The organism is Chitinophaga varians (assembly GCF_012641275.1).
Classification (GTDB): Bacteria; Bacteroidota; Bacteroidia; order Chitinophagales; family Chitinophagaceae; genus Chitinophaga; species Chitinophaga varians_A.
The window spans coordinates 102,452-117,778 of record NZ_JABAIA010000001.1; the positions used below are offsets into that span (position 1 = coordinate 102,452).

General features: G+C 52.1%; 9 protein-coding genes. 6 read left to right on the forward strand and 3 right to left on the reverse strand.

Features of this window, described 5'->3' with window-relative positions; all coding sequences use genetic code 11:
- Window positions 1-2 precede the first annotated feature (2 nt).
- Window positions 3-3,083, reverse strand: coding sequence for a SusC/RagA family TonB-linked outer membrane protein (locus HGH92_RS00400; RefSeq protein WP_168868801.1), 3,081 nt, complete (start codon window positions 3,081-3,083; stop codon window positions 3-5).
- Between the two features lie 485 nt (window positions 3,084-3,568).
- Window positions 3,569-4,285: an SGNH/GDSL hydrolase family protein gene (locus HGH92_RS00405; RefSeq protein ID WP_168868802.1), complete on the reverse strand. Its 717-nt coding sequence runs from the start codon at window positions 4,283-4,285 to the stop codon at window positions 3,569-3,571.
- Between the two features lie 121 nt (window positions 4,286-4,406).
- On the opposite strand from HGH92_RS00405, the gene HGH92_RS00410 reads away from it, so the two are divergent.
- From HGH92_RS00410 to HGH92_RS00435, 6 genes are all read left to right on the forward strand, one after another.
- Window positions 4,407-5,072: an RNA polymerase sigma factor gene (locus tag HGH92_RS00410; protein ID WP_168868803.1), complete on the forward strand. Its 666-nt coding sequence runs from the start codon at window positions 4,407-4,409 to the stop codon at window positions 5,070-5,072.
- 5 nt (window positions 5,073-5,077) lie between these two features.
- Window positions 5,078-6,604, forward strand: a complete 1,527-nt coding sequence (locus tag HGH92_RS00415) for a hypothetical protein (RefSeq protein WP_168868804.1) — start codon at window positions 5,078-5,080, stop codon at window positions 6,602-6,604.
- 109 nt (window positions 6,605-6,713) lie between these two features.
- Window positions 6,714-7,913, forward strand: a complete 1,200-nt coding sequence (locus HGH92_RS00420) for a FecR family protein (protein WP_168868805.1) — start codon at window positions 6,714-6,716, stop codon at window positions 7,911-7,913.
- A gap of 264 nt (window positions 7,914-8,177) precedes the next feature.
- The gene (locus HGH92_RS00425) at window positions 8,178-11,372 is read left to right on the forward strand and encodes a TonB-dependent receptor (protein WP_168868806.1); all 3,195 of its coding nucleotides are present in this window, start codon (window positions 8,178-8,180) and stop codon (window positions 11,370-11,372) included.
- Between the two features lie 14 nt (window positions 11,373-11,386).
- Window positions 11,387-12,775: a RagB/SusD family nutrient uptake outer membrane protein gene (locus tag HGH92_RS00430; RefSeq protein WP_168868807.1), complete on the forward strand. Its 1,389-nt coding sequence runs from the start codon at window positions 11,387-11,389 to the stop codon at window positions 12,773-12,775.
- Window positions 12,775-14,589, forward strand: coding sequence for a redoxin domain-containing protein (locus HGH92_RS00435; protein ID WP_168868808.1), 1,815 nt, complete (start codon window positions 12,775-12,777; stop codon window positions 14,587-14,589). Before HGH92_RS00430 ends, HGH92_RS00435 begins: the two co-directional genes overlap by 1 nt.
- On the opposite strand, the gene HGH92_RS00440 is transcribed toward HGH92_RS00435, so the two are convergent.
- On the reverse strand, window positions 14,575-15,312 hold the full coding sequence (locus HGH92_RS00440) for a hypothetical protein (RefSeq protein ID WP_211092499.1): 738 nt from the start codon (window positions 15,310-15,312) through the stop codon (window positions 14,575-14,577). The genes HGH92_RS00435 and HGH92_RS00440 overlap by 15 nt on opposite strands.
- Between the last annotated feature and the right edge of the window lie 15 nt (window positions 15,313-15,327).

Below are 15,327 nucleotides of genomic sequence, written 5' to 3' on the forward strand. Positions count from 1 at the left end.
GCTTAGAAGTTTGCGTTAAGGCCGATAGTGAAGGTTCTCATGATCGGGTAAAATTCGCCCGCGGTATTTGTCTGTTCCACATCGAAACCGGGGAAGAATTTATCCCAGGTCAGCAGGTTCTGGCCACTGGCGTAAATTCTTACGGAGCGCAGCCTGGCATTGCTTGTCACGGTTTTGGGCAGCGTATAGCCGAGCACCACGTTCTTCAGGCGCAGGTAAGCGCCGGAACGCATCCAGAAAGAAGAAGTGACGTAGTTATTGGCGATGCTGTTGGGCGTCAGCCGCGGATAGGCGGCGTTCGGATTATCCGGCGACCATGCGTCTTTCTGATGTTCGAAGATGGTGCCCTGGAAGTTGGCGGAATAGAAAGGCTGCGCGCCGGTGCCGGACATATAGTTGTTCCGTTTGCCTACGCCCTGGAAAAAGATGTTCAGGTCAAATCCTTTGTACTGGCCGTTGAGAGACAGGCTGTATTCATAGCGTGGGAATGAATTGCCCAGCACCACACGGTCATAGGCGTCGATTTTGCCGTCGGGCTTACCATTGGGGCCGCTCATGTCGGCATAACGGATATCTCCCGGTTTGGTGTTGGCAAAATGGAAAGGCGCTTTGTCGATTTCATCCTGTGATTGGAAGAAGCCTTCCGCTCTATAGCCGTAATAGGAATTCAGCGGATTTCCTTCGCGCATGATGAGGGCGCCATTGATATATTCTTTACCACCCAGGCTTACCACTTCGTTTTTTACATCAGAGAGATTGGCCTGTACGGAATACGTGAATTCACCGGCGCGGTCTTTCCAGCCGATACCGAGTTCCCAGCCGGTGTTGCGCATGGAGCCGATGTTGACAAAAGGAGCGCCCAGTCCTACATAGGTGGGTACGCCATCCAGCTGCAGCATGTCTGTGATGTTGCGTTTGAAGTAATCGGCTGTTACGGTGAGGTGGTCGTTGATGGCGGTAAAGTCGATACCGGCATCCAGTATTTTGGAAGTCTCCCAGCGGATAAGCGGGTTGGCGGCGGTTGTCAGCCCGTAGCCACCATTCACCACGTTGTTGAAATAGTAGTCAAACGAGCCGCCGGTGCTGTACATAGCGTAGGTGGGGTAATAGTTGGCCACACCGTTCACCACCAGGTCCTGGTTGCCAAGGGAACCATAAGAACCTCTGATCTTGGCGCTGTTGATCACGTGGCTGATGGATTTCCAGAAGCTCTCTTCAGAGATGCGCCAGCCGGCGGATACGGAGGGGAACAGCTTCCACCAGTTTTCTTTCCGGAAGCGGGACGATGCATCGAAGCGGCCGTTGAGCTCCAGCAGGTATTTCTCTTTGTAATTGTAGTTGATCCTGGAATAGGCAGATGCCATCGCATATTCACTTTGTGCGCCTGACATGGTTTGTCCCAATGGATCTGCCGCATCCAGGTATGGCAGTGAAGGAGAGATCAGGTTTTGACGCTGTGTGTTGACGTAGCTGGTTTTAAACAGTTCGGTGGTGAAGCCGCCCAGTACTGTGAAGCCGTGCTGTCCCATGTTCCGGTTATAGCTTGCCTGGGTGCGGAACACGTTGCGCGTGGTTTGTGCGTTGTTGTCGATCAGCGAGTTGTTGGCCGGCCAGTTGCGTGCAAACAGCAGTTTGTTGTTGGCGATGTCCGGCGTATAAATTTTATATTGATTGGTCAGCTGCCTGGCGCGCCCGTTGGCGGTATTGGAGCTGTAGCTGGCCAGCAGCTCCATGCCTTTGACAGGTTTGTAGGTGAGTGTACCGGTGAGTATGCGGGAATCGGTGACGCGTTTGTCCCAGCCGCCGTCTTTGGCCTGTGCGGCGGGGTTCATATTGGACCAGCCTTCGCCCCATTCGCCGGTATTGAATTGTCCGGGCGCAATGGCCGGCAGGCCTATCATGGCGCGGATGATGCCCTGTGGCGATGATTGGCCGGGCCAGTTGCGTTCTGTTCTGTTCACCACGATATCCGCGGCAGCAGACAGTTTGCTGGTGATGGCGATATCTGTGTTAAAGCGCAGGTCCAGGCGTTTGAAATTAGTATTGGCGGTTAGGCCGTTCTGGTCCAGGTATCCGCCGGAACCGAACACTTTTATTTTTTCGCTGCCGGCAGACAGGCTCAGGTTGTGGTTGTGCATGATGCCGTTGTTCACCAGTATCAGGTCTTTCCAGTCGGTGTTAAAACGGGCGAAATTATCCGGTCCCAGTTTTTCATAGTCTGCGATCTGCTGGGTGAAAGCTGGTGGCAGTCCGGCGTTCACCTGTGCGATGTCCCACAGTTTCATATGTTCCAGTCCATCTACTTTTTTAGGCAGATTGGTAGGTGATTGTTTGGCCACGTAGCCGTTATAGCTCAGGCTGACGCCATTGATGCCACGTTTGGTGGTGACGAGGATAACGCCGTTGGCTGCACGGGAGCCATAGATGGCCGCTGCCGCCGCATCTTTGAGTACGGAGATGCTGGCGATGTTATTAGGGTCTATCGCGTCGAGGCTCATTTCAATGTTGTCGATGAGCACCAGCGGGTTCTGGCCGGCGTTGATGGAGCCGATGCCGCGGATGCGGATGGTGCCGGCGTCGCCGCCGGGTACGCCCGACTGCTGGGTGACGGTCACGCCGGGAGCCGCACCCTGTAAGGCCAGCGATGCAGAGGCCACGGAGCGCGTCGTCATTGTTTTACCTTCAATCACCGAAACGGCGCCGGTAAGGTTTACCTTTTTCTGGGTGCCATATCCTACCACCACCACTTCTCCGATTTGTTTGTTGGCCGGTTCCAGGAGGATGTTGATCACCTGCTGGCTGTTGACTTCCAGCTCCTGTGATTTATAACCCACAAACGAAAAAACAAGTGTAGCCGTTTCCGTTGTACCGGCAAACTGGAAATCGCCGTTGGCGTTGGTAGTGCCTCCTTTGGTGGTGCCTTTCAGGACCACGTTGACACCAATAAGCGGCGTACCGTCTTTATCTTTTACGCTGCCTTTGAACAGGTAGCTTTTTTGCCCGAAAGCATTCGGCTGTTGCAGGATGACGAGGAGCAGGAGCAGAAAGCTGCTCAGTCGCCAGTGACGGGTAAATTTTCCCATACAAAACGAATTTTGATTGATAAAAAGCTTGATTAAAGATGAATGGTTGACATAGCCGGCCTGCATGCAGCCGGAGACAGTAACTACAGGTGTTGTTGATGGTTTAGTGTTCGCGCATATAGTTGATAGCTGTTACCCTGGCCATGACCGGCATACGCAAAGCATAGCAACAGCCCATGGCTGGTGACTGGTTGTTTTAGTTTCATCAGAACGTGTATAGAGTTTGGTTGCGTTTATAAAATATATGGCTGTAAAAAGCCTACTTTATAATAAATGCCCTGGCGGAGACTAAAATAGTAATTCTTTTAAATAATCAACCTATAATTAATTAATTTTTTTAAAAACAATATTGAAACACAGACTGGAAGGGACTTTAAATTTATCAAGCAAACATTGCAGGATATAAAAAGTATAGAAGACCGGCACATAATCACCAGCCACCATGGCTAACAAGGGTCACGGACGCGCTAAGGTCTCTCCCAAAATCATTTTAAAGAATGGTCTAACAACCGCTTTAAGACCGCGGGATAAGTATCTCCGCTGTCAGTACCTGCGCCGTCCATAAACGCGCCGTAGGTAATACTATCACCAAAACAGAGGATGCGGTGATTGCGGCGCAACAGGCGATGCGCCTTCAAATAGGCATACAGTTCAGCCGCGATGAGCTGATAGCCGGCAGCAGTAGGATGTACCCCGTCTTCCCGGCCCATATTGGCCGCATTGACAATCAGGGAAGCGGCCGTTCTGCCTGGCTCACCACGGTCCACAAAAACCTGGTGCAGATCGAGACAGTACACCCGCTCCGTAGCGGCTATTCCCTGTACCACCGCCCGGGCACTGTCTATCCGGCGGTTAGGGTCCATATCGTACAACCCGCGCTGGTGGCGCATAAAAAGGTATCCGGTATCTACAGGCAGAGGAGTTACCAGCACCACAGCAGCACCGCTTTGGCGGACACGCCGCACCAATTGCCGGTATTGTGCTGCATACTGCACAAACGGCACCAGTTTCTGCGAATTGACCATATCATTGGTCCCTGCCATCATGATCACCAGATCAGGTCTGAGCGCCACTACATCTTTCTCCACCCTCGCCAGCAGGTCGGAAGTACTGTTGCCGCCGATACCTTTGTTGATGACGGTATACGGACGGGAAGTGCAGGCCACACAGGCCATCAGACAGCATAAGAGCCAAAAACGCATGATCAATTACGAATTACGAATTACGAATTACGAATTGGATTGAATTGGATGGATTGAATAGGATAAAGATATAGTGCCGCCTTCGTAATTCGTAATTCGTAATTCGTAATTCGTAATTGATTTGGTATTTTTATGGTTCAATTATTTCAGCGGCACAGGGATGAGCGAACAGCATAACAATTATACAGAGGATGCATTTATAGCGCAACTGGCGGCAGGAGACCATCAGGTGTTCCGTCAGCTGTTCGACTGGCACTATAAAGCCCTGTGTTATTTTGCCGGTTCCATCATTTCTCACACACATGCAGCAGAAGACCTGGTACAGGAGGCTTTTTCCAAACTATGGGACAAGCGCGGCGATTTTCAAAGCACCGCCAGTATCAAAGCATTTCTGTTCATCTCCACGCGAAATGCCTGCCTGAATTACCTGAAACAACAAAACAGGCTGACAGAACGGGAACAGGAATTCCTGTACCATCAGGATGGCCAGACCACTCCCCTTCCTGCCGGCTTCGATCCGCTGCTGGCTGAAACAGAGCTGCTGCAGCACCTGTATGCCGCCATTGAGCAACTACCCGCCCAATGCAAGCGGGTCTTTAAAATGGGTTACCTGGAAGGCCGCAAAAATGAAGAGATTGCCACCGCGCTTAATATCTCCTATAATACCGTACGGACCCAAAAACTACGCGCCATCAAACTGCTGCGCAGCAGCGTGCTGAAAAAACAGGTGCTGCCGTTGTTGCCACTTTACCTCACGCTGTTGAGATACTATGACTATAAAGGATAAAACCAATGTTCGAGAACGTTAAACCCATTACACTGACGCTGGATGACGCTATCCGGCAAGGGCTGACAGCCAGCCTCTCCTACGATTTTGAATTCCTTTCCGAAGAAGTTCCCGGGCTGAAAGTGCTGATTTTTGAAGAAGATGTACACTCCGCCCAACTACTGGACCTGTACAATATTTATGTGGAACAGGATATCGCCGGAATGATTTTCCGGGGCAACTTACAGGTGGACAATTCCATCATCGATTATGAACCGGACACCTACGCCTGCTTTCTTTGGGTAGATGGTGACCTCACCTGCCGCAACCTCATTGCCGGCTGCGTTCCCATACATGTAGAAGGCAACGTCACCGTGCAGCAAACTTTCATCGGGTATTACAATCACGGCGAGGTGACCATCGGCGGCGACCTGCATGCCCGCCTGTGGATAGAAGACGACCACCAGACCATTGTACAGGGCAGGGTAAATGCCATCACCTTTGGGCCGGATGAGCAGATCACCACACCGGACTATACCAGCTGGCACGATGTGCTGCTGCCGGAAATGGCCGCTCAGCTGCTGGAAGACGGCTACCTTTTTGCGGGCAATGCGGAACTGATACGGCTGATTGAAGAAGGGACACCTGTCTTCAAACTGGACCTGGTACGCACCAGCATTTCTTCAGATGATTTTTACCAGCTGCTGCATAACCCGCTGTTTGCACCGGGGCTTGACTTCCTGACGGTCACGCAAAAGGCATGGGCACTGCGTTTTAGCCGGTACGGCGACAGGCCGGAAGACTGGAAACTGGACACGCTCTATATGAGCAATGAAGAAGAAGGACGTGCTTTTTTTATTTCCACTGCACCGGGGAAGCCCTTGTCTTTTTATGAAGAAGTGGCCGAAAACGAGTTTAAAGAGATCACCGATGTCACCACTGAAGCAGGGCAGCAGTTATTCCGTTACTTCAACAAAGCCCGCTCCGTCGTTAGCGCTAAAACCACCTGGAACGGGTATTACAAAAAAGAGATTGACAAAGAACAACTGTGGCGGCTCATCTGGCTGTTTAATCCTGCCAATGACACCGATAATTTTACGCCGGTAGCTACCGCTATCTTCCAACGGGTGATGCTGGCGGCGGAATATCCTTACACGTATATCCATAGCCGTTATTCCGAAGACAGTGAGCTGCGCGGGCTGGACGAGGCCCCCGACGCCACCCTGCCTGTTTCCCTGCTGGACAGCCTGCTGGAGCATGGGCTGATCGCGGAACTTTCTTACAAAAAGCCTGTCTCAGCGGAGATACACAAACTGAACGAAATAGGGCAGCTTTACTGGAATACCAGCTTTGCAACGCCGCCACCTTATGCAGAAAATCCGGTCAGCGACGAGTACCTGCATTTTGTGAACGCCGAGCTGCAGCCGCATGGCGCCATACTGGTTAGGGTAAACGCCGGCATGGGCAACTACCTGCTGGCCTGCATGCCGGTGGCCAACGTCCCGCAGCTGCAACAATGGGCAGAGGCGTTGGACGTAACCGTGGAGTTTTAAACGCTTATGTTCAAACAGTTATCCATTTATTTAAAAAAAATTCCAAAATTTTTATCTTTTCCTTTCATCGAAACTATCAAGTTGTTGTTTCTATAGTAAAACATCAACTTTGGGAGTACCTGACAGCCAACAACCAACTACCTTTTTACAACGGGTCGCCTACCTGATCAGCCGGCACCAGCAGGACCAGCTCACCGCCAGTGAAGCCGAAGAGCTGCGCGCATGGCTGGATGCCACACCGGAGAACCGTCGTTTTATGGAACAATGGAACGACACCCAATGGCTGGCCAGCAAACTGCAAAGTTATTCCCAACCTGATGTCAATACCGCGTGGGAGGCCTTTCGGGCCAAACACCTGACCGATGCCAACTTTGAACGTGCACCACGCAAAACCTTCCGGCTGACATGGCGCCACTGGAGCGCCGCCGCAGCGGTGGTTTTGCTGGCAGGCACCGCCTGGTATGTCCAGCGTTCCCGTCCTGCTGCACCGGTTGCCCAACAGCAACAGCAACAAACGCCCGTGCTGCCCGGCACCAGCAAAGCCGTGCTCACATTGGCCGACGGCTCCACCATACAGCTGGACAGCGCCGGCAGGCAGGTGATTGCACAGGGCGCAGCCAGCATCCACCAACAGAACGGGCAACTCCGCTATGATATACAAAACCCGGACGCAGCGCCGGCACTGAATACACTGACTACTCCCCGTGGCGGCCAGTTCAGGGTAATACTCCCCGATGGCACCGCCGTATGGCTCAACGCCGCTTCTTCCATCACCTACCCCACCGCCTTCCGCGAAGGCAACAGACAGGTAAGCATCACCGGTGAAGCTTACCTGGAAGTAACATCAAAAGCCAACCATCCATTCCAGGTCAAAATCAATGACCACACCACCGTAGACGTACTGGGCACCAGCTTCTGCATCAGCGCCTATGCCAACGAAAACACCATCCGCACCACCCTGGTGAGCGGCGCGGTAAAAGTCAACACCGGTAACACTTCCCGCACCCTTGCCCCCGGGCAACAGGCACAGATCACCAATGGCAACATAGTAGTCAGCCCAACGGACACCGCCGCCGCCATCGCCTGGAAGAACGGGGAGTTCTATTTCAACAATGCAGATATACCCGCCATCATGCGGCAACTGGAAAGATGGTACGACGTACATGCGGTATACGAGGGCAGTATCCCCGTCCGCACCTTCCAGGGCGAAATACAACGCAACCTGCCACTGGAAGACATACTGGAAGGCCTTCAGTCAACAGGCATCCGTTTTCATATGAAAGGAAGAAACATTATTGTACAACCATAAATTGTCATGATTCACAACGAACGAAACCAGCCATCTATCAGCTATATGCGCTTACACTGACCTAAAACCGGCAGTCCGTCCATAAAAAAACCGGAGGTGATTGGACCCACCCCCGGCGAATGTCCGGACGAAGACTGTCATTATTAAGCTTGACGACTTAAATACTGATTTTTTACATCCAAACAATGCAAATCTATGCAATTGAATCTTTATGCAAAGACTCTTTCTATACCGGGGTCTTTACCAACCAAAATTGCACTAACAATGAGATTAACAGTGATGTTACTGATTGCGGCCACACTAAAGGTTTCTGCCGGCGCTTCTGCGCAGACGGTGTCGCTTTCTGCGCGCAACATCTCCATGGAAAATGTGTTTACGGCTGTTAAAAAACAGACCGGCTACCTCTTTTTTTACGACCGGACGCTGCTACGCAGCACCCGGCCGGTCAGCATCCAGGCCCAACAACAGCCGCTGCAGGATTTCCTGACCGAAGTGTTTAAAGACCAGCCACTGGACTACACGATCAAAGACAAAACCGTTTTCATTAAACGGCGCGACCTGCCTGTCAACGCACCTGCCGTACAGGCGCCCGTGACCGGCACCGTGAAAGACGCCGCCGGCGTGTCCCTGCCAGGCGTAACGGTCAAGGTAAAAGGTACCAGCACCGGTACCATCACCGATGCGGATGGCAAATTCAGCATCAAAGCCCATGCGGGCGATGTGCTGGTGATCACCTATGTAGGATTTGAACCGAAAGAAATTACCGTTGGCAACAGCAGCACTATACCGGTTGAACTACAGCCCGCTGTGAACGCACTGAACGAAACGGTGGTCATTGCCTATGGCACCACCAGCAAAAGATTTAATACCGGTTCTGTCAGCAGTGTAAAAGCCGGTGATATTGCCGCTAACCCGGTAATGGACCCGCTGTCTGCTTTACAGGCCAATGTGCCCGGCCTGCTTGTCACTTCCAGCAACGGGCTGCCCGGCTCGGCTTTTAACATCAGCATCAGAGGCCAGAATTCAGTATTACAAGCCAACCAGCCGCTGTTCATCATCGATGGCGTGCCTTTCATCACAGACCCCCTCAATGAGTTCACCTCCGCCAACGGCAATCAAAGCCCGCTGGCATCCATTAACCCCGCCGACATAGAACGGATCGATGTATTGAAAGATGCAGACGCTACCTCCATCTATGGCTCCAGGGGCGCCAACGGCGTGGTGCTCATTACTACCAAACGCGGGAAAGCCGGTAAAACAAAGACGGAGTTCAATGTTTATACCGGCGCCAGCAAGGTAGTGAACATGGTAGACATGCTCTCCACCCCGCAGTACGTACAGATGCGTAAGGAAGCCTTTAAAAATGATAACAAAACCTACGATGCGGAAACAGCACCCGATCTGACGATCTGGGACCAACAGAAAACCACCGACTGGCAAAAGCTGATGATCGGCAATACCGGTCACCTCACGGAAGCGCAAGGCAGTGTGTCCGGTGGCAATACCCAAACGCAGTTCAGGCTGGGCGGCACCTTCCGCAAAGAGACCACCGTCATGCCCAATAACCTCGGCTTCACCAAAGGCGCGGGCAGCTTCAGCATAGACCATAGCAATAAAGACGGCCGGTTTCATATAGGCGCTGTCGCCAACTACTCCACGCTGCGCGATAATTCCATCGCCGCCAGCCTGGCCGGTTTCACCGACATGATCCCTAACTATCCGGTCTATGACTCCACCGGCAACTACTACTGGAGACCCGACGGCCTTAACCCGATGGCTTTCCTGCTGCGTAGCTCCGACACGCGCACCAATAACCTGGTGGCACAAACGGACATCCGTTACACCCTGTTGCCGGGCCTTAACCTGAAAGCCAACGTAGGCTATACCCGCAGCGATATGCAACAAACGCAGCTGGTACCGCTGAAAAGCAACAACCCCAATACCACCACTACCAGTATGGCTAATTACGGCAATACGCAGGCCAATACCTATATCATTGAACCGCAGATCGACTATACCACCCATATTGGTAAAGGCGACCTGCAGGTGCTCGTTGGCGGCAGCTGGCAGGAAGCGCTCCGCAAAGGCAACTGGGTGGTGGGCGAAGGTTATTCCAGCGACGCCATGCTGGAAAATATGAACGCCGCCGCCAAACTGACTTCCAAATCCAATACGTACGCCCTTTACCGTTATAACGCGGTATTTGGTAAAGTGAACTATAACTGGGACGAAAAATACCTGGTCAACGCTACGTTCCGTCGCGATGGCTCCACCCGCTTCGGCCCGGGCAACCGCTTCGGCAACTTCGGAGCAGTAGGCGCCGCGTGGATTTTCAGTAAAGAATCCTTCATGCCCAAAGGGTCTGTGCTTAGCTTCGGTAAACTGCGCGCCAGCATCGGTACTTCCGGCAATGATAATATCGGCGACTATAAATACCTCGACAGCTGGACATCCACCTCTTTCCCCTACGATGGCATTACAGGGCTCACCCCTTCCAGGCTGGCCAATCCCAACTACCGCTGGGAACTAAGCCATAAAAAAGAAGCGGCCCTGGAACTGGGCTTCTTCAATGACCGGCTGCTGATCAATACCAACTATTACCATAATGTCTCTGAGAACCAGTTACTGGACTATAAACTGTCTCCACAGACAGGCTTTCCTTCCGTCACCCGCAACTTCCCGGCGAAAGTGCTCAACAGCGGATGGGAATTTGAAGTAAACACCATCAATATCCAACAAAAAGATTTCACCTGGCGTACGTCCTTCAATATGTCCATCAACAAAAATGAACTGAAGGAATTTCCCAATATCGAAGCTTCTTCCTATAAAGATCTAATGGTGATCGGTAAACCACTGACCATTCAGAAAGGGTTCCAGTTTGCCGGCATTGACCCGCAAACCGGTCTCGCCCTCTTCCAGAGCGCCAAAGGCGGCACTACCACCACCCCATCTGAACCGGATGATTTTGTAATCCTGGGCAACAAGTTGCCGAAGTTCTTCGGTGGCCTGCAAAACAGTTTTTCCTATAAAGGCATCAGCCTGCAGTTCCTCTTCCAGTTCGTGAAACAGGAAGGCACTTCTTTCAACTATGGTTATGGCATTCCATATATCGGTTCCGCCAGCAACCAGAGCTTGTACGCGCTTGACCGGTGGACGGCAGCAGGAAACAATGCCGGCGTACCCAAAGCCACAGTAGGCTCCGGCGCCGCCAACTTCCGCAGCTACGCCATCTCTACCGAACAGTGGGGCGATGCTTCGTTTATCCGGTTGAAAAACCTCTCCCTGCGTTATGACCTTTCCAAATATGTACAAAAATGGAAACTGGCCGGCGCCAGCGTTTATGGCCTCGCACAGAACCTGTTCACCATTACCGGATATGAAGGTTATGATCCTGAAACACAAGGCAGAATGATGCCTCCGTTGAAAACATATACCATAGGATTACAATTGTCACTCTGATAAAATAAACTGACATGAAACGCATTTATATATATATCACCTTACTCGCCATCACCGCCACTATGGCTTGTAATAAGTATGTAGACACTCCCCTGCCGAAAAACGAGCTGGTGTCCGAACTGGTGTTCACTGACGATAAAACTGCTACTGCGGCGGTAACAGGCCTGTACACCGATATGAACGGCTTCAATTATCAGTTTGCCAATGTGCTGCTCAGCTTTTTATCAGCCATGCAGGCCGATGAAATGTATTATTTCTCAGCATTCGAGAACTACGACGTTTTTAAGGACAACAGACTGGTGCCCAGCAGCCAGTATGTAAAGAGCATGTTTGCCGACCAGTATGGTTTTATTTATCATACTAACGCCTGCCTGGAAGGATTACAGAAAGCCACCGCCCTCTCTCCCAATATTAAAAACCAATTGTTGGGCGAGTCTTACTTTATGCGTGCCTTCTTCTATTTTCACCTGGTCAATATGTATGGTGATGTACCGTTGATCACCACTACCAACTACGAAGAGAACGGCCTCAAACCACGTGCAACAAGGGCCGCCGTTTATGATAACATCATCAAAGACCTGACTGATGCCGTGTCCCTGATGGGCAACGATTATCCGACAGGCACACGGGTACGCCCCAATAAAGCTGCCGCCAACGCCCTGCTGGCAAGGGTATATCTGTACAACCAACAATGGGCCCTGGCAGAAGCTACCGCGGGCCAGGTGATAGCAGACAACAAATATTCCCTGCTGACAGACCTGAACAAAGTATTTCTCGCCAACAGCGGAGAAGCTATTTTTCAGTTGCAACCTGTGAACGTGGCAAGTGGCCGCAATACCTGGGAAGGCTTCACCGCCGCTCCCGCCAATGCCACAGCCACCGCGGTGTTCCGGCTGGACACCTTAAATTTTATCCGCCGCTTCGAACCCAACGATCAACGACTGGCCAACTGGACCGGCTTCCGCAAAACGTCTACCGGCGCTACCTACTATTTTCCCTATAAGTATAAAATCAGAGTAGGCACCCTGGGCGTAGTGACCGAATACTCCATGGTGATGCGCCTCGCCGAACAATACCTCATCCGCGCCGAAGCCCGCATCCAGCAAGGGAAACTGGACGAAGGCCGCGCCGACCTGAACGCCATCCGTGTTCGTGCAGGCATTCCCGTATTGTCCAATACGCTCAGCAAAGACGACCTGCTGAAAGCCGTGGCCAAAGAAAGACACCTGGAACTGTTCACCGAATGGGGCCACCGCTGGTTTGACCTGAAACGGACCAAACAATCTTCCGTTGTGCTGAAACCCATTAAAGGCGCCAACTGGCAGGATACAGACACCCTGTATCCCATCCCTGTAGACGCCACCAGCACCAATCCCAACCTCACTCAAAACCCGGGATACTAATGATGCGTATTTTTTCATTTGCCATATTGTTCCTGCTGTTGATGACCGGCGCTGCTAACAGCGCCCGGTCACAGCAACGGGTCGCCATCGCGCCGCAATACCCGCAGCGCGGTGATGTTGTCACGGTCACATACGACCCACAGTCACCGACAGCTGTTATCCCTGACAGCGTATCCGGTGTCACGCTGGTATTCTCCTACTCTAATTTTTATGATGTAGCCACCAGAATACCCATGCACCGACAGGGCCACAAGTGGACGACCTCCTTCCGCCTGGCAGGTTTTGCCACCTATGCTACCTTTTACCTGGAAAGCGGTGAGCTCATCGACAAGCCCGCAGCAGATAGCCACTACGCAGTCACCGTATACGCCGGCCATCAGCCGGTGGAAAACGGGCTGCTGTACAAAGCCTATAGTCTGTCTGCACAGAAAGGCAAGTCACCCGGGCTCGCCGCCGCACAGGCCTCCCTGTATCAACAGGAGCTGGACCTGTACCCCGGTAACTACGAAGCGAAAGTACGCCTGCTGCAATACAACATGCAGCACGCCCCTGATGCCAAAACCAGGGAAATATTCCGCCAGCAGGCATTACAGGTGATCGCACAAAAATTTAACAACGCCCCCTCCAACCCCGGTAACCTCAACAAGGTGACCATGGGCTATCTCATTATCGGTGAAAACACCCGGGTAGACTCCATCCGCCAGGTAGTGATGAAACGCTTCCCCGGCAGCGAACCCGGCATAGAACAACTGGCCTCCAATATCCGCAAAGAGAAAGATACCGCCACCCGGATAAAACTGCTGGAACAGGCCCTGCAAAAAGAAACACCGCAAAACGCCAACGCCTATACGGGCATTCATGAACAACTGTTCCAACTGTATGCCGCACAACGACAGACCGAAAAAACGTTGTACCATGCCCGTAAGGTAGCCAGTCAACGCCGCAATCCCTGGACAGCACAAACGCTGAAAGAACTGGCCACCACGCTGCAAAGCAACCGGCTGGCGCCCGATACCGCCCGTTACTATGCAAAGCTGGCGCTGGCACAGGCCGACAGTTTTCCGGCCGGCATCATCCGGTACTTCCCGGAAACAGGCTACATCTACCCGTTTGTCGATGACAGCACCCGCCAGGCCGTAACCCGGAAGGCACAAGCCAATCTCCTTTCCCTGCAGGGCTTAATAGACCTCCAACAGGCACGCCTGCACGAAGGCGCACAGCTGACAGACAGCGCCCTGATCATCTCTCCGGACAATGAAACGCTCAACAACGCCACGCTTTTCTACACCCAAACCGGCAACCAGGAAAAGCTGAAAACCGTGCAACAGCTGCGGGAGAAAATACTGCTCGATAAAGCACGGCGCCAGCTGATCAGCCGCCCGGCCCCTTCCCTGCAGGCTTTCGTGGACATGAAAGGCCAGCCGGTATCACCCGCCGCGCTGAAAGATAAAATTATACTGATTGATTTCTGGGCCACCTGGTGCGGCCCCTGTATGCAGGAAATGCCCTACCTGCAACAGTTGTACGAGGCTTACAAAGACAATCCCAAAGTGGTGTTTATGGTGGTCAACAGCGGCGCACGCAATACCCTCGCTGATGCACAGGGCTGGTACGGCCATAAAAAATATACCTTCCCGGTATATTACAACACCGATCCCGATGTGGGAGAGAAATTCCGTTTCAATATTATCCCGGCTACCTACATCATAGATGCCAAAGGCAATATCCGTTTCAGCAACATCGGTTTTGAAGGTCCTGAAATTGCCGCTAAACTGAAGCTGCAACTGGAACTGGTGGAATCAGCCTCCTTCTGATTCCAATATGCCGGCAATAGCTTTGATCAGTCCCTTGTCTGTTACCCCATTCATTTTCCAGCCGCTTTTCATCTTCCGGATAATACCCTTGCTTTCCTCGTTCAGGTAGATGTCCCACTCCACACAATCCCCTTCCTTACAGGTTTCCATCACCGGGATGGCCTCTCCTTCATAGTCAGTGCCCTTATAGGAAAATTCCAGTCTTGTGGAAGCGGCTTTCAGCTGGGTGATCATATCTTGCAGAAAACTGATCATGCGTTTACGCTGGTTGGCGAGAGAAGCGCTCCACTTATTTTTGGAAGCGCGCTTATGAGCTAACTTGAATTTAAAACCGGACATTTTTGTCGTATAGTCGTCGGCGTTAATTTTGTCTACTTGCTGGTTGGCGACGATGTACCAGTGATAACCAGTCCCCACCGGTACCCCGGACCCTTCCGGGGCATGGCCGGCGCGGCGTTTGACAACATCGTAGGAGATTTCCCATAAATCGGGCGTGATCTTGGTTTCACGCCATACTCCGGCATCGTAGTTCCATTTATGGCTCCGGCCGATTTTCATGCCGGTATATTGCTGTCCTTCAAACTGTTTCCATGCGTTGTAACTGCCGGCAACAGGCACTTTCTTTTTCGCGGCCGCCTTTTTCGCGGCCGGTTTTTTCTTTATCGCAGTGGGTTTGACGGCCTTTTTACGGGAAGGCGCTGTAACCGTTCTGGTTGCTGCCATCGTACTGGGTTTAAC

Coding starts and splice junctions, on each gene's coding strand:
- HGH92_RS00400 (WP_168868801.1), bottom strand. CDS start 3,083: ATGGGAAAATTTACCCGTCACTGGCGACTGAGCAGCTTTCTGCTCCTG.
- HGH92_RS00405 (WP_168868802.1), bottom strand. CDS start 4,285: ATGCGTTTTTGGCTCTTATGCTGTCTGATGGCCTGTGTGGCCTGCACT.
- HGH92_RS00415 (WP_168868804.1), top strand. CDS start 5,078: ATGTTCGAGAACGTTAAACCCATTACACTGACGCTGGATGACGCTATC.
- HGH92_RS00425 (WP_168868806.1), top strand. CDS start 8,178: ATGAGATTAACAGTGATGTTACTGATTGCGGCCACACTAAAGGTTTCT.
- HGH92_RS00430 (WP_168868807.1), top strand. CDS start 11,387: ATGAAACGCATTTATATATATATCACCTTACTCGCCATCACCGCCACT.
- HGH92_RS00435 (WP_168868808.1), top strand. CDS start 12,775: ATGATGCGTATTTTTTCATTTGCCATATTGTTCCTGCTGTTGATGACC.
- HGH92_RS00440 (WP_211092499.1), bottom strand. CDS start 15,312: ATGGCAGCAACCAGAACGGTTACAGCGCCTTCCCGTAAAAAGGCCGTC.